This window comes from Microbacterium murale (genome assembly GCF_030815955.1).
Lineage (GTDB): Bacteria > Actinomycetota > Actinomycetes > Actinomycetales > Microbacteriaceae > Microbacterium > Microbacterium murale_A.
In genome coordinates this window covers 881,457-905,046 of the sequence record NZ_JAUSXK010000001.1, presented here as the reverse complement: position 1 = coordinate 905,046, position 23,590 = coordinate 881,457, and the positions used below count along the sequence as shown (strand labels likewise).

The 23,590-nt window shown below is 68.3% G+C and carries 18 protein-coding genes; 15 read left to right on the top strand and 3 right to left on the bottom strand.

What is annotated here, in order from left to right; all coding sequences use genetic code 11:
* Positions 1 to 11: 11 nt before the first annotated feature.
* The 10 genes from QFZ46_RS04470 (at position 12) to QFZ46_RS04425 (ending at position 11,508) form a co-directional block, all read left to right on the top strand.
* Entirely contained in the window at positions 12 to 938 is a 927-nt protein-coding gene (locus QFZ46_RS04470) for an ABC transporter permease (RefSeq protein WP_307358716.1), read from the top strand.
* Positions 931 to 1,827 (top strand): ABC transporter permease, encoded by an 897-nt coding sequence (locus tag QFZ46_RS04465; RefSeq protein WP_307358714.1) that lies wholly within the window; start codon positions 931 to 933, stop codon positions 1,825 to 1,827. Before QFZ46_RS04470 ends, QFZ46_RS04465 begins: the two co-directional genes overlap by 8 nt.
* Positions 1,828 to 1,939: 112 nt before the next feature.
* Positions 1,940 to 2,494, top strand: a complete 555-nt coding sequence (locus QFZ46_RS04460; RefSeq protein ID WP_307358712.1) for a GbsR/MarR family transcriptional regulator — start codon at positions 1,940 to 1,942, stop codon at positions 2,492 to 2,494.
* A gap of 85 nt (positions 2,495 to 2,579) precedes the next feature.
* Positions 2,580 to 4,124, top strand: a complete 1,545-nt coding sequence (locus QFZ46_RS04455; protein ID WP_307364496.1) for a dipeptide ABC transporter ATP-binding protein — start codon at positions 2,580 to 2,582, stop codon at positions 4,122 to 4,124.
* A complete protein-coding gene (locus tag QFZ46_RS04450) occupies positions 4,121 to 5,554 on the top strand; it encodes a M14 family zinc carboxypeptidase (RefSeq protein ID WP_307358708.1) in 1,434 nt (477 codons plus the stop codon). The genes QFZ46_RS04455 and QFZ46_RS04450 overlap by 4 nt, the downstream gene beginning before the upstream one ends.
* A complete protein-coding gene (locus QFZ46_RS04445; protein WP_307358706.1) occupies positions 5,551 to 7,053 on the top strand; it encodes a leucyl aminopeptidase in 1,503 nt (500 codons plus the stop codon). The genes QFZ46_RS04450 and QFZ46_RS04445 overlap by 4 nt, the downstream gene beginning before the upstream one ends.
* Positions 7,054 to 7,218: 165 nt before the next feature.
* Positions 7,219 to 8,490 carry a hydroxymethylglutaryl-CoA reductase, degradative gene (locus QFZ46_RS04440; RefSeq protein WP_307358705.1) on the top strand — a complete coding sequence of 424 codons (1,272 nt, stop codon included), beginning with the start codon at positions 7,219 to 7,221 and terminating at the stop codon, positions 8,488 to 8,490.
* On the top strand, positions 8,487 to 9,467 hold the full coding sequence (locus QFZ46_RS04435) for a hydroxymethylglutaryl-CoA lyase (RefSeq protein ID WP_307358703.1): 981 nt from the start codon (positions 8,487 to 8,489) through the stop codon (positions 9,465 to 9,467). The genes QFZ46_RS04440 and QFZ46_RS04435 overlap by 4 nt, the downstream gene beginning before the upstream one ends.
* Complete coding sequence (locus QFZ46_RS04430; RefSeq protein WP_307358699.1) at positions 9,464 to 10,693, top strand: CaiB/BaiF CoA transferase family protein; 1,230 nt, start codon at positions 9,464 to 9,466, stop codon at positions 10,691 to 10,693. The genes QFZ46_RS04435 and QFZ46_RS04430 overlap by 4 nt, the downstream gene beginning before the upstream one ends.
* Positions 10,690 to 11,508: an FAS1-like dehydratase domain-containing protein gene (locus QFZ46_RS04425; RefSeq protein ID WP_307358697.1), complete on the top strand. Its 819-nt coding sequence runs from the start codon at positions 10,690 to 10,692 to the stop codon at positions 11,506 to 11,508. Before QFZ46_RS04430 ends, QFZ46_RS04425 begins: the two co-directional genes overlap by 4 nt.
* Positions 11,509 to 11,528: 20 nt before the next feature.
* Here the strand turns inward: QFZ46_RS04425 and QFZ46_RS04420 are convergent, their stop codons facing one another.
* The gene (locus QFZ46_RS04420; RefSeq protein WP_307358695.1) at positions 11,529 to 12,419 is read right to left on the bottom strand and encodes a LysR family transcriptional regulator; all 891 of its coding nucleotides are present in this window, start codon (positions 12,417 to 12,419) and stop codon (positions 11,529 to 11,531) included.
* 146 nt (positions 12,420 to 12,565) lie between these two features.
* On the opposite strand from QFZ46_RS04420, the gene QFZ46_RS04415 reads away from it, so the two are divergent.
* From QFZ46_RS04415 to QFZ46_RS04395, 5 genes are read left to right on the top strand one after another with little or no spacing between them, the layout of a single operon-like run.
* The gene (locus QFZ46_RS04415; RefSeq protein WP_307358692.1) at positions 12,566 to 16,045 is read left to right on the top strand and encodes a bifunctional proline dehydrogenase/L-glutamate gamma-semialdehyde dehydrogenase; all 3,480 of its coding nucleotides are present in this window, start codon (positions 12,566 to 12,568) and stop codon (positions 16,043 to 16,045) included.
* A gap of 11 nt (positions 16,046 to 16,056) precedes the next feature.
* A complete protein-coding gene (locus QFZ46_RS04410) occupies positions 16,057 to 16,695 on the top strand; it encodes an FMN-binding negative transcriptional regulator (protein ID WP_307358691.1) in 639 nt (212 codons plus the stop codon).
* On the top strand, positions 16,692 to 17,720 hold the full coding sequence (locus tag QFZ46_RS04405) for an ornithine cyclodeaminase (protein ID WP_307358689.1): 1,029 nt from the start codon (positions 16,692 to 16,694) through the stop codon (positions 17,718 to 17,720). The genes QFZ46_RS04410 and QFZ46_RS04405 overlap by 4 nt, the downstream gene beginning before the upstream one ends.
* Before the next feature lie 36 nt (positions 17,721 to 17,756).
* Positions 17,757 to 19,232, top strand: a complete 1,476-nt coding sequence (locus QFZ46_RS04400) for an amidohydrolase (RefSeq protein ID WP_307358688.1) — start codon at positions 17,757 to 17,759, stop codon at positions 19,230 to 19,232.
* A 10-nt stretch (positions 19,233 to 19,242) separates the two neighbouring features.
* Positions 19,243 to 20,826 carry an amidohydrolase gene (locus QFZ46_RS04395; RefSeq protein ID WP_307358686.1) on the top strand — a complete coding sequence of 528 codons (1,584 nt, stop codon included), beginning with the start codon at positions 19,243 to 19,245 and terminating at the stop codon, positions 20,824 to 20,826.
* 24 nt (positions 20,827 to 20,850) lie between these two features.
* Here QFZ46_RS04395 and QFZ46_RS04390 read toward each other — a convergent pair whose 3' ends face one another.
* Both QFZ46_RS04390 and QFZ46_RS04385 read right to left on the bottom strand, forming a co-directional pair.
* On the bottom strand, positions 20,851 to 21,990 hold the full coding sequence (locus tag QFZ46_RS04390; RefSeq protein ID WP_307358684.1) for a CaiB/BaiF CoA transferase family protein: 1,140 nt from the start codon (positions 21,988 to 21,990) through the stop codon (positions 20,851 to 20,853).
* Positions 21,991 to 22,085: 95 nt separating this feature from the next.
* Positions 22,086 to 23,564, bottom strand: a complete 1,479-nt coding sequence (locus QFZ46_RS04385) for a PucR family transcriptional regulator (RefSeq protein ID WP_307358682.1) — start codon at positions 23,562 to 23,564, stop codon at positions 22,086 to 22,088.
* Positions 23,565 to 23,590 lie beyond the last annotated feature (26 nt).

Genomic DNA, 23,590 nt, shown 5'->3' with positions numbered 1-23,590 from the left:
GACTGCACACCATGATCAGATTCATCTCTCGCCGACTCCTCGAACTCGTCATCGTCTTCTTCGGTGTCACGTTCGTCATCTACTGCGCGGTGTTCGTGCTCCCCGGAGACCCGATCGCCGCGTTGGGCGGGGAGAGGCCGCTGCCCGAATCGGTGCAGCAGCAACTGCGATCGCAGTACGGATTGGATCTGCCGCTCTGGCAGCAGTACCTCAACTACCTCGGCGGGCTCGCTCGCGGCGACCTCGGAACGACGTTCACCGGTCAGTCCGTGAGCGAGCAGATGGCCAGCCGCTGGCCCACGACGATCACGCTGGCACTCACGGCGTGGTCGTTGACGGTGCTCATCAGCATCGTGCTGGGGCTGGCGGCAGGTCTTCGACAGGGGTCGGCGGTCGACAGGACGGTGCTGCTCGGGACGATCGTCGCGGAGTCGGTGCCCATCTTCGTGATGGGCATCACAGCGCAGTACATCTTCGGGATCAAACTCGGGTGGACACCGATCGCCGGCGTCGCGGACGGATGGCCTCGCGCCTACATCCTCCCCGCGCTGATCATCGCGATATACGGCCTGGCCGGGGTGTCCAGGCTCATGCGCGGAAGCGTGGTCGACACCATGCAGTCGGATTTCGTCCGCACGCTGAAGGCGAAGGGCATGTCCCGCCGCAACATCGTCGGAGTCCACGTGATGCGCAATGCTGCGGCGCCCGTCGTGAACGTCCTTGCCATTCAGCTCGGCGGACTGCTCGGCGGGACGGTGGTGATCGAGGCGATCTTCAACATCAACGGCGTGGGGCAGCTGCTGTACAAGGCCATCCAGGATCAGCAGGGGACGCTGGTCGTCGGCGTGGCCACCACGCTGGTGTTCATCTTCCTCGTCACCAACGTGCTCGTTGACGTGCTCTCCTCCGTTCTCGACCCGAGGATCCGAAATGACTGAGCCCGCCACGGTCGCCATCGACGGCAATCTCGATCGAGCGACCACGCAAGGCCTCTGGGCGACGCTGCGCGGCCGCATCCAGTTCTGGGTGAGCGTCGTCTTGCTGGCCATCCTGACGCTCATCGCCGCCGTTCCCGGTGTGATCTCCGGCTTCTTCGGCGAGAGCGACCCTCGCGCGTGCGATCTGCTGGATTCGAACCGCCCGCCGGGACCAGGCCATCCCTTCGGCACCGATGTGCAGGGATGCGATGTGCTGGCGAACGTCCTGTTCGGGACGCGCACTTCGCTGTTCATCGGGCTGGCGACGACCGCGATGTGCCTGGTCATCGCCATCGCACTGGGAACACTGGCCGGATACCTCGGGAGATGGGTCGATGCCGTGATCGCGCGCAGTGCGGACATCGTGCTCGGATTCCCCTTCCTGCTCGGGGCCATCATCGTGCTCAACACCGCCCCCGACCGGTCGCCGCTGCTGCTGTCCGCGGTGCTGGCGTTCTTCTCGTGGCCCACCTTCGCCCGGCTCATCCGGAGCTCCGTCAAGGAGGTGCGCGAGCGCGAGTTCGTGCAGGCCGCGCACGCCATGGGCTTCTCGCAGATCAGGGTGGTGCTCAGTCATGTACTGCCCAACTCGCTGGCGCCGACGCTGGCGATCGCCGCCACGATGGTGGGCGGCGTGATCGGAGCGGAGGCCACACTGACCTTCCTCGGTGTCGGCCTCGTCCCTCCCACGATCTCCTGGGGCGTCCAGCTCTCGACGGCGCAGTCGTACTTCCAACTCGCCCCGAACACGGTCGTGTTCCCCAGCATCTTCCTCACGATCACCGTGATCAGCCTCATCATGCTCGGCGACGCGCTTCGCGACGCACTCGATCCCCGGGGGCGCTCATGAGTGTCGACGTCCCCGCCGGGTACGAGCATCTAGCCTTTGAGGACGCGGACGGCGTCCGCATCCGACGACGATCCACGGTTCCCGTGGAAGAACGCATGAGGAGTGCAGCCCCATGGAGATGAATGAACTGAGCGACGAGATCCGCACCTTCATCGATCGGTTCACCGACGCATGGGAGCTGATGCGGGGCAAGCGGATGACAGGACGAGTCCTGGCACTGCTCATCATCACGGATGAGCCGTATCTGTCGTCGGTGGATCTCGGGCGCCTGCTGGACACGAGTCCGGGGACGATCTCGACAGCGACGCGCGCGCTCCTCGGCTCCGGCTACATCACCAAGGTCTCCAAACCCAACAGCCGGGTCATCCACTTCCGCGCAGAGGACGACGTCTGGGGTGCGTTCCTCAGTCGCGAGAAGCTCGGTCTGCAACGCATGGAGGAGGTTCTGCGCGCGGCCCGCTCGACTCCGGCGGGCTCCGAACCGGCGCCGGCTCGGCGTCTTCGCAACGGCAATCGCTACATGGCGTGGGTCGATCAGCATCACCGCAACGTGCTGAAGCAATGGCACATGTACCGCGATCAGGAGGAGGATGCGCCACCGCCGCAGGATCTCCCCGAGGAGATGCAGGCCGCGATCAGACGCGCCGACCCGGAGGAGAACCCATGAGCGCCGTGCCTCTGCTCGCCGTCGATGAACTGTCGGTCGACTTCCGCTCTCGGCGGGGAGAGACACGGTCCGCGCTGTCAACGGCATCTCGTTCGAGATCTTCGAGAGCGAGATCGTCGCCGTCGTCGGCGAGTCCGGTTCGGGCAAGTCCGTCACCGCGATGAGCGTTCTGGGCCTGCTGCCGGGCAACGCGCACGTCACCGGCAGCATCCGGCTCGCCGGCGACGAACTGCTGACGCCGGACGGGAAGGGGCTGGAAGGCATCAGGGGCAGACGCATCGCGATGATCTTCCAGGATCCGTTCGGTGCGCTCGACCCGGTGTTCACGATCGGATTCCAGATCAGAGAAGTCCTGCGCAGGCACTTCCCGGAGCTGAATGCCCAGGAGCGCAGGCGAAGGACGATCGAGCTGCTCACCGCTGTCGAGCTGCGTGAACCGCACAAGCGCGTCCGCTCGTATCCGCATCAGCTGTCCGGCGGCCAGGCGCAGCGCGTCGTGATCGCCATGGCGCTCGCCTGCGACCCGGAGATACTCATCGCCGACGAGCCGACGACCGCCCTCGACGTGACGGTGCAAAGGGAGATCCTCGATCTTCTGACGCGTGTGCGTCAGAAGGCGGGCACAGCCGTACTCGTCATCACGCACGATATGGGCGTCGTCGCCGACGTGGCCGATCGTGTCGTGGTGATGAGGAACGGTCAGATAGAGGAGACTCAGCGAGTCGAGCGCCTGTTCGCCGAACCGGAGGCCGCCTACACCAGGAAGCTGCTGCAGTCCGTGCCCAGACTCGACGTGGCCGACCGTGCATCAGCGGCCGGAACGGACGCCGTCCTCGCCCTCGATGACCTCACGGTCGAGTACAGGCAGCGGTTCCAGTCCGTGACGGCGGTGTCCGGTGCGAGCCTCACCGTCGCCCGAGGCGAGGTCGTGGCCCTCGTCGGTGAATCCGGTTCGGGCAAGTCGACCATCGGCAAGGCCATCACCGGGCTCGCACCGGTGAAGAGCGGGACGATCGTCGTCGACGGAGTCGACGCGGTGAACGCCGGCCGGAGGCAGCGGATCGACCTGAAGAAGAGGATCGGTGTCGTCTTCCAGAATCCGATGGGCGCCCTGGATCCGAGGTGGACGATGGGCGAGTCGATCGGCGAGCCCCTCCGCGTCCATCGCGGCATGAGGGGGAATGCGCTCAAGAAGCGGACCGATGATCTGCTGGATGCTGTCGGCCTCTCCCGTTCGTGGGCGACGCGGTACGCTCACGAGCTCTCCGGCGGGCAGCGGCAACGGGTGGCGATCGCTCGAGCTCTCGCCCTCGATCCCGTCCTGCTGATCGCGGACGAGCCGACGTCCGCGCTGGACGTCTCGGTTCAGGCCACAGTGCTCGACCTCTTCCGGACGCTGCAGAAGGAACTGCAGTTCGCGTGTCTGTTCATCAGCCACGACCTCGCGGTGGTCGACAGCCTCGCGGACCGGATCGTGGTCATGAGCAATGCGCGCATCGTCGAGCAGGGCACGCGCCATCAGATCCTTCTGCATCCGCAGGAGGACTACACCAGGCGCCTCCTGGACGCCGCTCCGGTGCCGGACCCCGATCAGCAGCGCAAGCGAAGGGAAGAACGAGTAAGGGTATGACCAGAATCAAGAGCCTGCAGCTCGTGACGGACGACGAGATCGTGGAAAGGGCGGCGGCACTTCCGGACTTCGCGGGCTACCCCGGCGTGGACGAGCTTCTCGAGCAGATCGAGGAGATCGCGCGAGAGTTCCCCGGGCTGGTATCGGCGGAGCGGATCGGGACGTCACGCCTTGGGGAACCGATCACGATGTACACGGTCGCTCTGCGCAGCGCCGACGAAGCCGGACCCCTGGATGCGCCTTCGAAGCGCTGCCTCGTGGTGGGCGGAGTGCATCCGAATGAGCCGATCGGCTCTCACACGATCATCCTGCTGCTGCGCGATCTGCTCGGCGACGCCTCGTTGCGAGAGCGACTGGACACCGTCTGGCACTTCATCCCGTGCGTGGATCCTGACGGCATGCGGCTCAACGAGGGGTGGTTCGACAACCCCTCCGACAGTGAGACGTACTTCCGGCACTTCTACCGTCCGCCCGGTGACGAGCAGGTGGAATGGACATTCCCGATCAACTACAAGTCGAAGTACTTCGACGCGATGCTCCCTGAGACCCAGGCGCTGCAGCGCGTGATCGACGAGATCCGCCCCGACTTCTACGTACCGCTCCACAACTCAGAGAGCGGCGGCGCATACTTCTATGTCTCGGAGCCGATCAGCGAACTCGTGCCCCTGCTGCATCGTCTGCCCGCTGAACTCGGCATCCCGCTGCACAGGGGCGAGCCGGAAGCCGCGCACTTCACTGAGCTGGCTCCGGCGATCTTCGAGTCGGGCACGTCTCAGGACGTGTACGAGTGGCGTGAGGCGAACGGACTGGATCCGGTCCCCACCGGCGCCGCAGGTCAGTCGTCCACGAGTTACGCCCGAAAGCACGGCACCGTCTCCCTGATCGCCGAACTGCCGATCTGGCGCACCTTCGGAGCCGACGACACGAGCCCGTCGACGTCGAGCTATGCCGCGCTGCTCCAGGAGGCGGGAGAGGCACTGAGGGAGACGGGAACACGGTTGAGCGCACTTCTGGCCGAAGTCGAGCCGCACCTGACGTTGAACTCGCCGTTCCTGCGCAGCGCCAGGGTCTTCGTCCCCGGCATGACGAGGGCGGGCGAGCTGATGATCGCGCGATCCGCCATGAAGGAGAATCAGCGCACCGCCTCGGTCGCGGAGCGTCCCATGTCGGTCGTCTGGATGTACCGGTTGCGGTTCGGGGGTGCTCTGCGCCGCGCATTGAAGGCGGAGGTCACGGCAGGATCCGCCGGACTGCTCGTGAGGCACGCCGCGCGGGAACTCGAGCGCGAATGGAGCGGGTGGCTGGAGCAGCGGCTGATAGACGAGCAGGCACAGGGGATTCCCGTCAAAGACGTCGTCGGCGTGCAGTACGGCGCGATTCTCGGACTGGTCGCTCACGCGCCGTACCTCGACGCATCCGACGCATCATGACCACGACGCTGCCTCGAATCCTTCTCGAACCCGGGGATCCCGCAGAACTCGTGGTCGATGTCCTCGTCGTCGCGCTCGAGAATCGTGCGGACTCGATCGAGGTGCGCGCGCCGTTGCTCGCGGAGGCCGCGCAACGCTCGCTGCGGGAGGCTGCGCTGGCGGTCGGGCACAGGGCGAAGCGGGAGGCCACCGCCCGCATCCCCGCTCCACCCGGAGTCTCGGCGACCTCAGTGCTCTTCGTCGGACTCGGCGACACCGGTGGGGCGAGTCAGGGTGCTGACTTCCGCAATCTTCTGCGCCGTGCAGCCGGATCGGCGCTTCGCTCCCTCAACGCTGTCGACTCCGTGGCTCTCGCCTTTCCGGTTGGTGACGCCGAGGACGCCGAGACGGTGGCGACCGGAGCCCTGCTCGGTGCCTATCGGTACACCGCCTATCAATCCGATGCGTCAGGCAGGACGATTCCGGCCACGCTCGCCATCTCCGCTGCCGAAGCCGTCCGACCGGCTCTCGAGAGGGCCGCAGTCATCGCCGCGGCGGTCGCCGCCACGCGCGACCTCGTCAATCGACCGCCGTCGGACCTCTTCCCGGAGTCCTTCGCAGATGCCGTCGTCAGTCAGGCGCTCGTCGATGACCTGAAGGACAGGGTCAACGTCGAGGTCATCGATGAAGCGGAACTGGAGGAGCGCGGCTTCGGCGGACTGCTCGGCGTCGGACGAGGATCGGCGCGCGGCCCGCGCCTCGTCAAGGTCTCGTACGGGCCGGCCGCGTCCGCGCCTCTCCTCTCCCTGGTCGGCAAGGGCATCACCTTCGATTCCGGCGGGATCTCGCTCAAGCCCGCCGCGAGGATGGAGAACATGAAGTCGGACATGGCCGGCGCAGCGGCCGCGGTCCAGTCCCTGTTCGCGATCGCTCGGCTCAGGCTTCCACTCCGCGTCACGGCGTGGCTCGCGCTCGCCGAGAACATGCCATCGGGATCGGCCGTCCGCCCCGCGGATGTACTGCGCATCCACGGTGGCAAGACCGTCGAAGTGACGAACACGGACGCCGAGGGCCGTCTCGTGCTCGCGGACGCGCTCGTCGCAGCCCAGGAAGAAGACCCTGACCTCCTCGTGGACATCGCCACGCTCACCGGTGCGCAGGTCGCGGCTCTCGGGCGCCGCACGTCCGGTGTCATGGGCACGCAGTCGGCAAGGGAGCGGGTCACGACAGCGGCCGAATCCGCCGGAGAACCGATGTGGGCGATGCCGATCCCCGAAGAGATGATCGGGTACTTCGATTCGCACACGGCTGATCTCAAGAACGCCGGTGCTCCGGCGGGAGGGATGCTGGCCGCCGCGGCATTCCTGCGCGAATTCGTGAGGGATGGCGTCGAATGGGCACACCTCGACATCGCCGGGCCCGCTTACAACTCCGATTCCCCGTACGGCCATACCGTCGTCGGCGGTACAGGGGTGCCGGTGCGGACGATCGTGGAACTCGCCCTCTCGATGACGAGATGATCTGGTCGACTCCGGAGCCGGACAGAAGCGAGTGGGCCGACCATACAGAGATCTCCGTCAGTGGTGGACGACGTGCACATACAACCCCGGTGGCGGCGTTCGTAGTCTGACATCGATGCGACCGGCGAATCTGCGGGCCCGCAGAGACTGACCGAGGAGAACCACGTGCCGATCAACAGCCGCATCGCAGGACTGCGAGATCACGCCCCCGCTGAGCGACTCGTCCTCGTCGCCGAGGGGGCGGGCATCGAACCGTCCGATCTCGATGCGCTCCGCCCCGAGGACGGACTGACTGTCGCCCAGGCCGACCACATGATCGAGAACGTCGTGGGACTGCTCTCGATCCCGGTCGGCGTCGCGACGAACTTCACCATCGACGGCCAGGACCGGCTCATCCCGATGGCCACGGAGGAACCCAGCGTTGTCGCGGCCGCCTCGAACGCGGCACGCATCGCGCGAGGGCACGGCGGCTTCACCACTTCGTACATGGGCGACGTCATGATCGCGCAGATCCAGGTGCTCGACTCCGTCGATCCGCACGGCGCACGCTTCGCCCTGCTCGAGGCGAAGGATGAGCTGCTCGCGCTCGCCAACGAGCAGGACCCGGTGCTCGTCTCCCTCGGCGGGGGAGCGTTCGACATCTCCGTCCGCGTGCTGCCCACCCGTGTCGGCATCCAGGTCATCCTGCACCTGCACGTCGATGTCCGCGACGCGATGGGGGCCAACGCCGTCAACACCATGGCCGAGGCGATCGCTCCTCGCATCGCGGAGATCGCCGGCAGCCGCACCCTGCTGCGCATCCTCACGAACAAGGCCGAGCTGCGCGTCACGCGCGCGCGTGCCGTGTTCGACGCCGAGCTTCTGGGTGGCCCGCAGGTCGTCGATGACATCGTCGCGGCGAGCGCGTTCGCCGAGGCAGACCCGTATCGTGCGGCGACCCACAACAAGGGCATCATGAACGGCATCACCGCCGTCGTACTGGCCACTGGCAACGACACCAGAGCCGTCGAATCCGGATGCCACTCGCATGCGGCGCGGTCCGGGCAGTACTCGGCGCTGTCGCAGTTCGAGAAGGACGCCGACGGCAACCTCGTCGGCACCCTCGAGGTGCCGCTCGCGGTCGGCCTCGTCGGTGGCGCCACGCGCGCGCACCCGACCGCGCAGGCCGCGGTGAAGATGCTCGGCGTGGGAACCGCCAGGGAGCTGGCGAGCGTGATCGCCGCGGTCGGCCTCGCCCAGAACCTCGCGGCGTGCCGTGCTCTCGCCGCGGAGGGCATCCAACGAGGGCACATGACGCTGCACGCGCGCACGATCGCCGCGAGCGCCGGCGCCGAGGTCGATGAGATCGGCGCCGTCGCCGCGCGCATCGTGGCCGATCGCCGCATCCGGGTCGAGTATGCACGCGAGGTGCTGACCGAACTGCGAGCCGCACGATGACCGTCACCGGGGCACCGCGTGTGCAATCGGAGCCCGGCTTGCCCCAGCGCGTCACCGTGTACGAGGTGGGGCCCCGCGACGGTCTGCAGGCCGAGGCCGACATCATCCCCGCAGCGGTCAAGGCTGAACTGTGCCGTCGCCTGTTCGCGGCGGGAACCCGCAACCTCGAGATCACGAGCTTCGTGCCGCCGGCCTGGATTCCGCAGCTCGCCGATGCGGCAGAGGTCGTGGCGTCCGTCGACATTCCGTCCGGAGCCCGCGCGGTCGCTCTCGTGCCGAATCTGAAGGGCCTGCAGCGGGCGATCGACTCCGGCATCCGCGAAGTGGCCGTCGTCGTCAGCGCCACCGAGTCGTTCGCCAAGGCCAATCTCAACAACACTCGCGCAGGTGCGATCGATCGGGCGATCGAAGTGATCGCGGCTGCGACCGCCGACGGCATCCCCGTGCGCGGGTATGTGTCGATGGCGTTCGGCGACCCGTGGGAGGGACAGGTCGACACGTCCGTCGTCGTCGAAACCGCATCGGCGCTGCATCAGGCCGGATCCCGCACGGTCGCTCTCGGCGACACGATCGGCGTCGCGACTCCAGGTCTCACGACCCGCGTCGTGGAGGAGACCCTGGCTGCCGGCGTGCCGGTCGGAAACGTCGCGCTGCACCTGCACGACACCTACGGGCAGTCGCTGGCGAACGTGCTCGCGGCTCTTCGCCTCGGCATCGCCGAGTTCGACTCATCGGTGGGGGGTCTCGGCCGATGCCCATATGCGAAGGGCGCGACCGGTAACCTCGCGACAGAGGATCTCGTGTGGATGCTGCATGGCCTCGGCATCGACACCGGCCTCGACCTCGCGGCTCTCGCCGCGACGACGCTCTGGCTGTCTCGCTTGCGCGGCGTCAAGGCGCCGTCGAACGTCGCCGCCGCACTCGTCGCCGCCGGAGCAGGCAACGACAATCGCACTCAGGAGGCGACGCACGCATGATCGACACCACACTCCCCGCTCCCGGTTCGCTCAACGGCGTCACGGTGCTGGATCTCTCGCGTGTGCTGGCAGGTCCCTATGCCGCACAGATGCTCGCAGACCTCGGTGCCACGGTCATCAAGATCGAGAATCCGCGCGATCCCGATGTGTCGCGCGGATTCCCGCCGTACCTGACCGACGGCGATGAGGAGTTCAGCGCGTACTACGCCCAGTACAACCGCGGCAAGCTCGGCGTCGGCCTCGACCTCGCGAGCGACGAGGGCAAGGAGGTCCTGAAGGACCTGGTGCGAAACGCCGACGTGCTCGTCGAGAACTTCCGCCCAGGCACCATGGCCAAGCTCGGTGTCGGCTACGACGTGCTGCACGAGATCAACCCGAAGCTCGTCTACACCGCGATCTCCGGCTACGGCCAGACGGGCTCGCGCAGTCGCCGTCCTGCCTTCGACAACACCGCGCAGGCGGCCGGCGGGCTCTGGTCGATGAGCGGGTATCCAGGGCAGCCGCCGGTGCGCGTCGGCGTGACGATAGGCGATCTCTCCGCAACACTGTTCGCCGTCATCGGCACGCTTGCCGCGCTTCGCCATGCCGAGGCGACGGGGGAGGGGCAGCTCGTCGACGTCGCCCAGGTCGACAGCATCATGGCGCTCACCGAGACCGCGGTGGTCGACTACACGGTCGACGGCAAGGTGGCGCAGCCTGCCGGCAACCAGCATTCCTGGGTCAAGCCGTACGAGCTGTTCGACTGCGCGGACGGACAGGTGTTCTTCGGTGCGTACACCGACAAACTCTGGAACGCGGCCTGCGATCTGTTCGGCACCCCGGAGGTCAAGTCCGACCCGGAGATCGACACGATGCGCAAACGTCTGGATCCCGAGGTCTACGAGCGCAAGGTCAAGCCGATCGTGGTCGACTGGCTCGCCGGGCACACGAAGTCCGAGCTGGAGGAGATGGCAGGCGATGTCGTGCCGCTGACGGCGATCAAGACGATCGGCGAGGTCGTCGACGATCCGGGCACCGCAGAGCGGGACATGATCGTCGAGGCCGACTACGGCGGCCTCGGGACGCTGCGGATGTTCGGCCAGCCCATCAAACTCTCCGCGACTCCGGCGACTCCGGCGCGAACCGCCAATCGCTTCGCCGAGCACGCCGATCAGGTGCTGTCGGATCTCGCCGGATACGACGCGGCGCGCATCGCCGAGCTTCGGGCGGCGGGAGTGCTGCCGTGAGTGTCGTCCGCGCCGAGTGCATCTCGGTCGAGAAGGCCGAGGCGTATCGCGGCACGTTCGCCGCGGACGAAGGACAGCGGGAAGCCGGTTCCGCACTTCCGCCCGCATGGGAGGGCGTGTACTTCCCGTTCGCCGCTGCACTCGCCGATCTGCGCCCGGACGGGACGCCGGCGCGTGACGGAGTGGTGCCCGAGATCGATCTGCCGCGTCGCATGTACGCGGGGGAGACGACCGAGTTCCTCCGGCCCATCGCCCTCGGCGACGACGTGACGCAGTTCACGAGCCTGGGCAGCGTGGTGGAGAAGACCGGATCGAGCGGACGACTCTCGTTCGTCGACATCGAACGCGAGTACCGGGTCGACGACGAGGTCGCGATCCGCAGCGTGTGGCACGACGTCTTCCTCGAGAACGCCGACCCTGATGCACCGGTGAGGCCGCCGAAGAACGATCCGGATGCCGCGGCATCCGCCGAGTGGATCGACGAGGTCGCGCTCGACGCGCGACAGCTCTTCCGCTTCTCCGCGTTGACGTTCAACACGCACCTCATCCACTACGACCGCGCATGGGCGCGTGATGTGGAGGGCCTGGAGGGCTTGCTCGTGCACGGTCCGCTCACGCGCATCCTGCTGATGGATGCCGCACGGCGGCATTCGCCCGGCCGTCTCGCCCGTGCGCTGGACGTGCGAGCGATAGCGCCCGTGCTGGTCGACCGTCCCCTTCGTTTCGCCGGGCGCACCGAGGGCGCTGTCACGAAGGTCACCGCGCTGGACGGCGAGGACATCGTCCTCGCCGTCGCCGAGGTCACTTGGGCGTGATGTCCTCGACGCGGCCGGCTTCAGCGGGGCCGATGCGCGGTGAGCGCATCGGCCAGGGCGTCCCGCACTGCGGCGACGGCCGCACTGTCGCGCGACGAGGATCGCGTCGCCGCGAAGATCTCGCGAACGGGCGAGCCGGGCAGTTCCACGAGGCGCACCGACCCGCGCTCGCCCGTCCACACCAGGTCGGGCAGTACGGCGACGGCGTGCCCGGCAGCCGCCAGACGCGCGTGGGCGATGAGGTCGGTCGCTTCGAAGCGGACGTCGGGTTCGAACCCCGCACTGCGACACTGCTGCACGGCCCATTGCCGCACAGCCGTCCCCTCGGGCTCCATGACCCAGGCGCTGTCGCGCAGCTCGGACAGCGCGGTCGCGGAGGACGACGGCGGCACGGCGAGGCGCACCGGATCGCTGCCGAGCAGCGTGCGGTCGATTCCGTCACGCAGTTCGCGTGTGTGGCCGGAGTACTGTTCGGCGACGACGAGGTCGAACGCCCTCGCCTGCAACTCGAAGAGGCCCTCCTCGGGGGCCATCTGCACCATCTCGACGCGAAGCCCCGGCATGCGATCCGCGAGCAGGGTGAGCGCGGGAGGAACCAGCGCTTCTGCAGCGGTCGGCATGACAGCGATACGCACGCTCTCCTCGCGATGCGAGCTGGACGACAGCTCCGCGCGGGCGGCCTCGTCGAGCTCCAGCGCTCGCGCCGCGTGCGCCGCGAGCAGACGCCCTTGCGTCGTGAGGCGCACGCGCCTGCCGTCTGGTTCGAGCAGCGGCACCCCCGCCTCGCGCTCGAGTTGGGCGAGCTGCTGGGACACGGTCGACGGGCTGTAGGCGAGCGCGGCGGCGACGCCGGAGATCGTGCCGCGCAGCGCCAGCTCGTGCAGCAGTCGCAGTCGTCGGAGCTCGAACACGGGTCGCCTCACATTCATCGGGATTATCGAACATTATCAATCGTAAACGCTCGCTTTTCACGAACGATACTGCGACTCCACACTGAGACGAGCAGGTGCGCCGCGATCGCTGAGACGGCCGCCGCACGCAGGAGTGAGGAGACCCGATGACCGACGTGACATCCGCCCCGACAGAGCAGGCCCCGACCGGGCAGACAGAGATCGCAGAACTCGCGGATGACGCGATCGCGCTCGTGCAGCGCTGGCTCATCGAGAGCCGGGACGTGCCGACCGACACGTCCGCTGCACGCCTCGCGGGCGTGCTCAGCGATCCGAACGGCCTCGACTTCACCGTCGGGTTCGTCGACGGCGTCGTGCGCCCCGAAGACCTGAAGGTCGCCGCGCACAATCTGCGTGATCTGGTGCCGCTCACCCCCAAGTTCCTCCCTGCCGCGCTGCGCGGGCTCATCGGTCTCGGTGGCGCTCTCGCTCCCGCGTTCCCGGGCATCGTGGTGCCGATCAGCCGCCGCGTGCTGCGCGGCATGGTGCGGCACCTGATCGTGGACGCGACCGACGCAAAGCTCGGCAAGGCGATCCGCCGGATCCGCTCGGACGACGGCGTGCATCTGAACATCAACCTCCTCGGCGAGGCCATCCTCGGCGAGGAGGAGGCGGCGCGTCGCCTGGCCGGAACCCGACGACTCCTCGAGCGCGACGACGTCGACTACGTATCGATCAAGGTGTCGTCGACCGTCGCCCCGCACAGCCCGTGGGCGTTCGACGAAGCGGTCCAGCACGCGGCCGAAGCGCTCATGCCCCTCTTCCGGATCGCGGTCAAGGGACGCAAGTTCATCAACCTCGACATGGAGGAGTTCAAGGATCTCGATCTGACGATCGCGGTCTTCACCTCGATCCTCGACCGTGACGAGTTCAGCGGTCTCGAGGCCGGCATCGTGCTGCAGGCGTACCTGCCGGATGCGCTCGGAGCCATGATCCGGCTGCAGGAGTGGTCTGCCGCGCGGGTGGCGGCCGGCGGAGCACCGATCAAGGTGCGCGTCGTGAAGGGCGCCAACCTGCCCATGGAACGGGTGGATGCCGAGACTCACGACTGGCCGCTCGCCACCTGGGAGAGCAAGCAGGCCTCTGACGCCTCGTACAAGGCCGTGCTCGACTACGCGCTGCGTCCGGAGCACGTGAAGAACGTGCGCATCGGCATCGCCGGTCACAACCTGTTCGACATCGCGCTCGCCTGGTTGCTCGCGAATCGGCGCGGGATCGTCTCGGCGGGCGCTGCGACGAAGAGCATCGAGTTCGAGATGCTGCTGGGCATGGCCACCGCACAGGCGAGCGTCGTGCGCCGCACCGTCGGCTCTCTGCTGCTGTACACGCCCGTCGTGCACCCTGCCGAGTTCGACGTCGCCATCGCCTACCTGATCCGCCGGCTGGAAGAAGGCGCGTCGACCGACAACTTCATGTCGGCTGTGTTCGAACTCGACGACGAACCAGCGCTGTTCGCTCGTGAGCGCGATCGGTTCCTGGCGTCTATCCGGTCGATGCCCACCGACGTCCCCGCGTCCAACCGCACCCAGGACCGCACCGCCGAGCAGCCCGCTGCTTCCCGCGATTCGTTCACGAACACTCCTGACACCGACCCGAGTCTCGCGGCAAACCGTGAGTGGGGCGACAGCATCCGCTCACGCATGCAGTCGTCGACGCTGGGTGACGAGACGGTCCGGGCGAACACGCTGTCGGATGCCGCAGCCCTCGACGAGGTCATCGCCACGGCCACCGCGGCCGGGGAGACCTGGCGGGCACTGGGCGCCACGGGGCGGGCAGAGATCCTGCACCGCGCCGGCGACATCCTCCAGGCGCGCCGCGCCGAACTGCTCGAGGTCATGGGCTCCGAGTGCGGCAAGGTGCTCGAGCAGGGCGACCCCGAGGTCTCCGAAGCGATCGATTTCGCGCACTACTACGCCGAGAGCGCGAAGCGCATCGAGACCATCGACGGTGCGATCCATAAGCCGGTCGGACTCACCGTCGTGACCCCGCCGTGGAACTTCCCGGTCGCCATCCCCGCGGGATCGACACTGTCCGCGCTCGCCGCCGGTTCGCCGGTGATCATCAAGCCCGCGCGTCAGGCCCGCCGCTCCGGCGCCGTCATGATCGAGGCCCTGTGGGAAGCCGGTGTGCCGCGCGAAGTGCTGCAGTACGTGCAGCTCGACGGCCGAGAGCTCGGCACGCAGCTCATCAGCAGCCCAGCGGTGGAGCGCGTGATCCTCACGGGCGGGTACGAGACGGCGGAGCTGTTCCGCAGTTTCCGTCCCGACCTCCCGCTGCTGGCCGAGACGAGCGGCAAGAACGCGATCATCGTCACCCCGAGCGCGGATCTCGACCTCGCCGCGAAGGACGTCGCCTACTCCGCGTTCGGCCACGCGGGTCAGAAGTGCTCCGCCGCTTCCCTCGTGATCCTCGTCGGATCCGTCGCGCACAGCGAACGGTTCCGCCGCCAGCTCATCGACGCGGTCGGCTCATACCGCGTCGGGCGGCCATGGGAGGGGGCCACGCGCATCGGGCCCCTGATCGGTCCGGCTGAAGGCAAGCTGCTGCACGCGCTCACCGCATTGGAGCCGGGCGAGAAGTGGGTCATCGAGCCCGAGAAGCTCGACGATGAGGGCAAGATGTGGCGCCCCGGCATCCGCGAAGGCGTCGCCGCAGGCAGCCCGTTCCACCTCACCGAGTACTTCGGCCCGGTGCTCGGCGTCATGACCGCGAACTCGCTGGACGAGGCGACCGCGATGGTCAACGCGATCGACTACGGGCTCACCAGTGGATTGCACTCCCTCGACGAGGACGAGATCGCCGCCTGGCTGGCCGCAGTGCAGGCCGGCAACCTCTATGTCAACCGCGGCACCACGGGTGCGATCGTGCAGCGTCAGCCGTTCGGCGGCTGGAAGAAGGCTGCCGTCGGCGCAGGTACCAAGGCAGGTGGCCCGAGCTACCTCATCGGCCTGTCCGACTGGGTGGACGCTCCGGTCACGGCGAACGCGCCGAACGATGCCGTCTCCCGCGCCGCGCTCAAGGCGCTCGGAGACCATGAGGACGCCGCCTGGCTGCAGGGCGCACTCTCGACCGATGTCGCCGCCTGGCGTGATGAGTTCGGCGCCGTGCGCGATGTCACCGCCCTCACGACCGAGCAGAACGCGCTGCGCTACGACGTCGTCCCCGTCACGATCCGTCTGGAGCGGGCGAGCGTCGCCGAGGCGGTCCGTGTGATCGCGGCGGGTGTTCGCGCGGGCGGTCGCATCAACGTCAGCGCGCCATCCGCACTTCCCACCGAGGTCACGCGTTGGGCCGAGAACGCCGGCATCGTCGTCGCCGTGGAGAACGCATCGCGGTGGGCCGCACGTGCGGCACGCCTCGCCGAGACCGGTGGCGGTCGCATCCGTCTCGTCGGCGGGGATCTCCGAGCCACAGCAGCTGCCACCGGCGGTTCGCCCGCCGTGGCCGTATACGCCGGGCCGGTGCTCTCCGCCGGTCGGATCGAGCTGCTTCCGTTCCTCCGCGAGCAGGCCGTGTCCATCTCGTCGCACCGCTTCGGCACCCCGCACCGTCACGACATCGCTGCGCTGGTCGCGCACCCCGCCTGAGGAGAACAACGATGAGATCCAACCCCGACTATCTGCTCGACGACGTCGACACGATTCGCGCGCTCGTGCGCGAGAACCCGTGGGCGAGCATTGTCAGCTTCGTCCCGGGCAAGGGTCTCATCGCCTCCCACTATCCGATCCTGCTGGACGACGAGGCCGAAGGCATCGTGCTGCTCAGCCACGTCGGCCGTCCGGACGAGCGGCTGCACGAGCTCGGCGGACATGAGGCGATGGTGATCATCTACGGGCCGCAGGGGTACGTCTCCCCGAGCTGGTACGGCGCCTCTCCCGCCGTGCCGACGTGGAACTTCGCGGTCGCGCACCTGTACGGCACGCCGGAGATCCTCTCCGATGAGGAGAACCTGCAGGTGCTGGAGCGGCTCGTGGAGCATTTCGAGAGCCCGCTGCCCGAGCCGTATCTGATGAATCGGACTCTGGAGAACGCCGACTACGCGGCGCGCATCGTGCACGGCACCGTCGGATTCCGCATGAGGATCACCCGTTTCGAAGCGAAGGACAAGATGAGCCAGGACAAACCCGCCGAGGTCGTCAGCCGCGTGATCGATGCGCTGGGCGAACCAGGTCCGTACCGCAACCCGGCGCTCGCAGCCCGGATGGCAGCGATGCACGAGAGCGAGGTGTCGGCATGACCGCGTTCGTCGGAGTCGCCGACATGGTGCGGTGGATCGCTCAGCACGGTGCAGCCGAGATCATGGCGGGCATGGCGGATGCCGTAGAGGAGGACTTCCGTCGGTGGGAGTCGTTCGACAAGTCGGCCAGGGTGGCCAGTCACACACCGTTCGGTGTGATCGAGCTGATGCCGGTCAGCGACCCCGATCTCTACGCGTTCAAGTACGTCAACGGGCATCCGTTCAACCCCGCTCGCGGGTACCAGACGGTCACCGCGTTCGGCGTGCTCGCCGACGTGCACAACGGCTACCCGGTGTTCCTCGCCGAGATGACGGTCCTCACGGCACTGCGCACCGCCGCGACGTCGGCGATGGTCGCCCGGCGCCTGGCGAGAGCGGACTCGCAGGTCATGGCGATGATCGGCGCCGGCAGCCAAGCAGAGTTCCAGGCACTGGCGTTCCGCGCGGTGCTGGGCATCGACCGGCTCCGCATCTTCGACGTCGATCCTGCTGCGACGGCGAAGTTCGTCCGCAACCTGGGCGCGCGTGGTTTCGACATCACCGTGTGCTCTTCTGCATCCGAGGCCGCAGCCGGTGCCGACATCGTCACCACCTGCACCGCCGACAAGGCGGTGGCGCAGGTGCTGACGGATGCCGACGTCGCGCCCGGCATGCACATCAACACGATCGGCGGCGACTGCCCCGGCAAGACAGAGCTCGACCCGCGCATCCTCGAGCGCGGCCCCGTGTTCGTCGAGTATCCGCCGCAGACGAGGGTCGAGGGCGAGATCCAGAATGTGGCGGCCGACTTCCCCGTGACCGAGTTCTGGAAGGTGCTCGCCGGGACCGCCCAGGGGCGCACCTCGGCCGACCAGGTCACCATCTTCGACTCCGTCGGTTTCGCGATCGAGGATTTCTCCGCGCTGCGGTATCTGCGCGAGAGTGTTGCCGGGACGTCGCTCGCTCACGAGATCGATCTCGTGGCCGCGCCTGAGGATCCGAAGGACCTGTTCGGGTTCACCACCGCGCCCGTCCCCGTCGCCTGACCGAACGCCGCCCGACCGAATCAGTATCGGAGAATCATGTCCCTCACGCTCCTCGGCGCGCGTCCTTTCGGTGAAGAGCCGGTCGACATCGTCATCCGCGACGGTCTGATCGCTGAGATCGTCCCTGCGGGCACGCTGTCCGCAGAGGACGGGGCCGCCGACGGTGAGATCGTCGACGTGTCCGGCCGCTGGATCGGGCCCGGGATGTGGGACTCGCACGTCCACTTCACGCAGCACGTGATCCGGCGCAGCCGCATCGACCTCACCCAGACCCGCAGTGCGCAGGACGTGCTCGACGTCACCGTGCGTGCACGAGCCGACGGGGCGGTGCTGACCGGCGGGATTCTGATGGGGTACGGGTTCCGCGACGGGCTATGGGCCGAGCCTGCGACGCTCGCGGCGATCGACGAGGCGATCGGTGACATCCCGGTCGTGCTCGTCAGCGGCGACCTGCATTGCGGGTGGATGAACTCTGCCGCAGCCTCGCGGCTGGGCGTGCAGCTCGACGCGTCAGGGCTGCTCAGAGAAGTTCCGTGGATCGAGGTGCTGCACTCGTTCGACCAGTCCGATGCCCTGCCGCTTTCGGCGTATCGCGCTGCGGCGGATGCAGCGGCATCGCGCGGAGTAGTCGGGATCGTGGAGTTCGAGAAGACTGACAACGTCGTCGAATGGCGCTCGCGCGTGCAGAACGGGATCACGAGTCTGCGGGTGGAGGCTGCGGTCTGGCCCGACCGGCTCGAACGGGTCATCGCTGACGGCTGGCGCACCGGCGACCCGATCGACGATCAGGGCCTGGTGAGCTTCGGCCGGCTCAAGGTCGTCGTGGACGGTTCGCTCAACACCCGCACCGCCTGGTGCTGGGATCCGTACCCGGGCATGGACCCGTCGCACCCCCTCGCCTGCGGTATGGAGAGCGTGCCGATCTCCGAGCTGAGCGCGCTGCTGGAACGCGCGCGAGACGCGGGGATCGACGCCGCCGTCCACGCGATCGGCGACCGCGCGAACAGCGAGGTGCTGGACACATTCGCCGCGCTCGGCATGCCGGGGGTGATCGAGCACGCTCAGCTGGTGCGCGAGGACGATTTCGCGCGCTTCGCCGAACTGGGCCTGGTCGCCAGCGTGCAGCCCGAGCACGCCATGGACGACCGCGACGTCGCCGATCACCATTGGGCGGGTCGCACCGACCGCGCGTTCGCATTCGGCTCGCTCCACCGTGCCGGTGCCGAACTGCGTCTGGGCTCTGATGCCCCCGTCGCGCCGCTCGATCAGTGGATCTCGATCAGCGCTGCCACCGCACGCAGCCGGGGGGAGCGCGAAGCCTGGCACCCGGAGCAACAGGTTCCGATGGACGTCGCGCTCGCGGCATCCACTCGTTCCACGCTCGCCGTCGGGCAGCCCGCTGATCTCGTGATCACAGGTCGCGACCCGTATGCGTGCGATCGGGACGAGCTGCGCGACATGCCGGTGGCCGCCACGCTGCTCGGCGGGCGTTTCACCTGGCGCACGATCTGAAGGACGGATGATGATGCAGCAGCTCTTCACGAACGCGAAGGTCTTCACCGGGACAGGTGAGGACGACTTCGTCTCGGCGTTCCGCATCCGTGACGGCGTCTTCGACTGGGTCGGCGACGCCGCCGACATCGACGGACAGGATGCCGTCGACCTGGGTGGCCGCACCGTGCTGCCCGGGCTGATCGACAGTCACACCCACCCGGCGCTGATGGCCGGCACCGCCGCTGCGGCGGAGTGCTTCCCGCCGGCTGTGACCTCCGTCGACGAACTCGTCGACGTCATGCGTGCACACGCGGCGACCGTCACGGCCGAGGACGCCTGGATACTGGGGCGCGGGTTCGATGACACGAAGTTCCCGGAGCGCCGGATGCCGACCGCCGCCGACCTCGACCGGGTGTCGACCGACCGGCCCGTGCTCGTCTGGCGCTGCGATGCGCACTCCGCCGTGTGCAACTCGAAAGCGCTCGAGGTCGCCGGCATCACCGCAGCTACTCCCGACCCGGTCGGGGCGCGCTTCGAGCGTCACTCGGATGGGTCTCCCAACGGGGTGCTCACCGAGATCGCAGCCGTCGGCGACGTGGCGGCCTTCATCCCCGCGCCGAGCCGCGACGAGCAGATCGATGCACTGATCGCGCTCGGCGACGAGCTCGCATCCCGCGGCATCGTGGCCGTGTGCGATCTGCTCTCCAGCCGCCTCGCCGATCCGCTCACCACGTTCCGCGCCGCGGCGGAGCGCGGCCTGCGCCTCAGGGTCGCGCTGTACCCGGGCTGGGATCCGGAGCAGCCCCTGGCCGATCTCGACGACGACGACCGCGAGGGACGGATCCGCATCGCCGGAGTGAAGGTCGTGCTCGACGGAGCGTACTCGAACCGCACGGCCTGGGTGCACGAGCCGTACCCGGACTCCTGCGATCACGGCCTGCGCCTGGTCGCAGACGAGGACGTCCGCGCAGCGGCGGACTGGGCGCGCCGCAACGGCGTGCAACTGGCCGTGCACGCGATGGGGGACCAGGCGCTCGACCGCGTCGTCGAACTGTTCGCCGACGAAGAGCCCTGGCTCACCGGCATCCCGTCGGTGCGCATCGAGCACGCGACGATCGTGAGCGACGAGTACGTGCGTCGGTTGCGAGATGCGCGCATGAGCTTCGGCATCGCGACGCACACCGTGTTCTTCTTCGCCGAGTACGACGGTTACGAGAAGGCGCTGCGCGCCGAGCAGGTGCCGGACGCATACCCCATCGCCCGGCTGTACGCGGGTGTCGAGGCGCTCGCGCTGTCGTCCGACCGCCCGGCGACGGCGTGGAGCGGAGCAGACGACGTCATGCTCTCCGTGGAGGCCGCAGTGCGCCGGCGCACCTACAACGGCATCGACTTCGGGCCGGCGGCGGCGATCACGGCCGCGCAGGCGTTGATGCTCTACACCGGCAGGGCACGGATGCTGTCGCCGCTGGAGAATGTCGGCGAGATCACGGCCGGCTTCGATGCCAGCTTCGCCGTGCTCGAGCGCGATGTCTTCACGGTGCCCGCCGAGGAGATCTCAGAGGTGCGCGTGGCGGAGACCTGGATCCGCGGGGAACGGGTGTTCGCGCGCTGAACGCGACCGTGTGCGGGCGCCGGGTCAGCCGAGCAGCTCCGCGTTGTGCTCGCCGAGCCGAGGTGCACGGCCCAGGGCCGCCGTGCCGTTCGTACCGAGGGCGGAGCGGGCGATGAGGACGCCGTCGTCCTCGAACACCATCCCCATCGCAGCTGCCTGAGCGCCGTGCGCCGCCTCATCGGCTCGGCGCACGCGGGCGATCAGTACGCGATGCCGCTGCAGTCGCTCGGCGATCTCGTCGACGCTGAGCTGTGCGAGGCGAGCCGCGAGCAGCGCCTCGAGCGTCTCCCGGTCCCGCACTCGTCCCTCGTTGCGTCGCCATTGTTCGCGGCCGAGTTCGTCCTCCATGTCGAGCGCAGTGGCGAGGCGGGCGAACATCGGGTCGTTGGTCGCACCGAGGACGGCGTGGCCATCGGCGGCGGCGAAGGCGCGGTAGGGCACGATCGACGGATGCCCGCTGCCCCACGGTCGCGGTGCAGGGCCGCCCGCGGAGGCGCTCGCGATCACGGTGCCGAGCGACGAGAGCGCGGTGGCGAACAGCGAGACCTCGATGCGGCGCCCTCGGCCGGTGCGGGTGCGCTCCAGGAGCGCGGCGAGCACGCCGTTGATCATCGACATGCCGGTGGCGATGTCGATCATCGCGACTCCGGAGCGCACCGGATCGCTGTCCTCGTAGCCGGTCAGCTGCATGAGCCCGGACTCCGCCTCCACCGTCACTGCTGTTCCGGGCTCTGCCGACATGGGGCCGACCGGGGAGAACCCGCTGATCGAGGCGTAGACGAGGTGGGGGAAGCGCTCTGTCAGCGTTTCGGGCCCGATGCCGAGCCGCTCGGCGACGCCTGGACGGAAGCTCTCGACGACGACATCGGACCCGGCTATCAACGACAGGGCCTGCTGCCTTTCGGCTTCGCGGGTGAGGTCGAGGGCAACGCTCCGCTTGCCGCGGTTGATCGCGTGGAAGTAGGCGCTGTCGCCGCCCACGAAGGGCGGACCCCAGGCGCGCGTGTCGTCCCCGGCATCCGGCTTCTCGATCTTGATGACGTCGGCGCCGAGCTCGGCGAGGGTCATGGTCGCATACGGTCCGGCGAGGAGTCGGGTGAAGTCGATGACGCGGATGCCGCGCAGCGGCTGGAACAGTGCGGGGTCGATCGGCTCATCGGACATGCGGTCACGCTACCGACTCCGAGGCGGCCGTCTCATGGGCGATCGGCACACGTCCGTCAGATCTGACTGGTTCGTGCGTCCATCGAGCGAGTCGGTCAGACAGCTCCGAGCAGGCGCACACGGCAGGCCAGCTCGACCGCGAAACGCACATCGGGATCGTCGAGATCGACATCGAGCCGCTCGCGGATCTGCCGCATCCGGTAGCCCACGCCGTTCGGATGCAGCATCAACTCGTGGCCGGCGTGCACGAGCGAGCTGCCGTGAGCGAGATACGACTGCAGCGTACGCACGGCGGTGAGAGCGCGCTCACTGCCGAGGGCATCCAGGGGATGGAGGATGTCGTGCAGCAGGTCCCTGCTGATCGGGGAGGCGTAGACGTCCAGCAGCACCCGGCGGAGCCCCGTCACGTCGGTGAGCTCCACCCCGCCCAGTCGTCCTGCCGCGATGGCCGATTCCGCCGCGATCCGAGCCTCGGCGGCGGACTGTCGGACGCCGATCGCCCCGAGCTGCGGTGTTCCCAACCCCAGGGTGTAGGCCCACCCGGGCCCGCCGAGCACGTGCGCCTGCTCCTGGATCCGCACCGCGACCTCGCGCACACGTCGCTGATGGTCGGCGGCGCCGTGCTCCTCGGTGCACACGAGCATGAGGTCGTCCTGAAGGAATGCGAGGTGCCACATCTCCTCGCGCTCCTCGACGAGCTGCAGGGCGAAGAGCTCGAGCGCCGGCTGCACGGTGCGCGGTGCACGGGCTTGTGGATCGGCAGCGCTCGTCGGCGCCAGCCATGCGGCGACATGCGACTGCTGCAGCGGCAGACCCAGCCGTGCGGCCTGCCCGACGAACCCCTCCACGCGCGAGGACTCCGCCAGGACCAACTCGATCAGGAGGTCGGCCCTCGACTGGGTGGAGGCGTAGCGGTCGCGGGTGCTGCGCTGCACCGCACGCGAGAGCAGCGAGGCGATCACCGGCAGCGCGACGCCGGTGGCGGCATCCGGCGCTGAGGCGACGACCCGTCCGATCGGCACCTCTCCGATGCACACGGCGTCGCTCTGGGACCATGTGGCGGACGCATCCTCGACGAGTTCCACGCGAATGCCGAGGGCCGCCGACGCCGCCGCGAGGATCGTCTCGATCGTGCCGTCATCGGATGCCGCGGCTGCGGTGGCGCGCTCCACGGCCAGCGCGCCACGCATCATGGCCTCGGAGGCGCCGCCGGCGATCGCCCTGTCGATCGCCTTGGCGAGGTCGGCGGCCTTCGTCCCACGAGCGGCGAACACCGGGACGCCGGCTCGACCGGCGAGCACCGCTGCCGTCTCCGGCAGGACGAGATCGGAGGCGAAGACGACTCCGGCGAGGCGCCTCGCGCTCGCCTGGCGCAGCGCGACATCGATGCGGAACGGAGGGGGCTGCTCGTCGCCCGCGACGATGACGAGCGTTCCGGCCGTGGCGGTGCCCAATGCGTCTACGGCGATGAGGTCGACGCGTTCGATCGCACGATCGTCGACGGGCCCAGCCTGGTGGCTGAGCCCCAGGCGCTCGGCGTCCGTCTGAAGATCCTCGATCGAGTACTGTGCCATGGGCATAGTCTGACAGGAATCACTGG

Bases quoted from the DNA above. Each gene is read 5' to 3' on its own strand.
- QFZ46_RS04410 (WP_307358691.1), top strand. From the start codon at position 16,057: ATGAGATCCAACCCCGACTATCTGCTCGACGACGTCGACACGATTCGC.
- QFZ46_RS04450 (WP_307358708.1), top strand. From the start codon at position 4,121: ATGACCAGAATCAAGAGCCTGCAGCTCGTGACGGACGACGAGATCGTG.
- QFZ46_RS04430 (WP_307358699.1), top strand. From the start codon at position 9,464: ATGATCGACACCACACTCCCCGCTCCCGGTTCGCTCAACGGCGTCACG.
- QFZ46_RS04460 (WP_307358712.1), top strand. From the start codon at position 1,940: ATGGAGATGAATGAACTGAGCGACGAGATCCGCACCTTCATCGATCGG.
- QFZ46_RS04445 (WP_307358706.1), top strand. From the start codon at position 5,551: ATGACCACGACGCTGCCTCGAATCCTTCTCGAACCCGGGGATCCCGCA.
- QFZ46_RS04470 (WP_307358716.1), top strand. From the start codon at position 12: ATGATCAGATTCATCTCTCGCCGACTCCTCGAACTCGTCATCGTCTTC.
- QFZ46_RS04390 (WP_307358684.1), bottom strand. From the start codon at position 21,990: ATGTCCGATGAGCCGATCGACCCCGCACTGTTCCAGCCGCTGCGCGGC.
- QFZ46_RS04400 (WP_307358688.1), top strand. From the start codon at position 17,757: ATGTCCCTCACGCTCCTCGGCGCGCGTCCTTTCGGTGAAGAGCCGGTC.
- QFZ46_RS04385 (WP_307358682.1), bottom strand. From the start codon at position 23,564: ATGGCACAGTACTCGATCGAGGATCTTCAGACGGACGCCGAGCGCCTG.
- QFZ46_RS04435 (WP_307358703.1), top strand. From the start codon at position 8,487: ATGACCGTCACCGGGGCACCGCGTGTGCAATCGGAGCCCGGCTTGCCC.
- QFZ46_RS04395 (WP_307358686.1), top strand. From the start codon at position 19,243: ATGATGCAGCAGCTCTTCACGAACGCGAAGGTCTTCACCGGGACAGGT.
- QFZ46_RS04465 (WP_307358714.1), top strand. From the start codon at position 931: ATGACTGAGCCCGCCACGGTCGCCATCGACGGCAATCTCGATCGAGCG.
- QFZ46_RS04405 (WP_307358689.1), top strand. From the start codon at position 16,692: ATGACCGCGTTCGTCGGAGTCGCCGACATGGTGCGGTGGATCGCTCAG.
- QFZ46_RS04415 (WP_307358692.1), top strand. From the start codon at position 12,566: ATGACCGACGTGACATCCGCCCCGACAGAGCAGGCCCCGACCGGGCAG.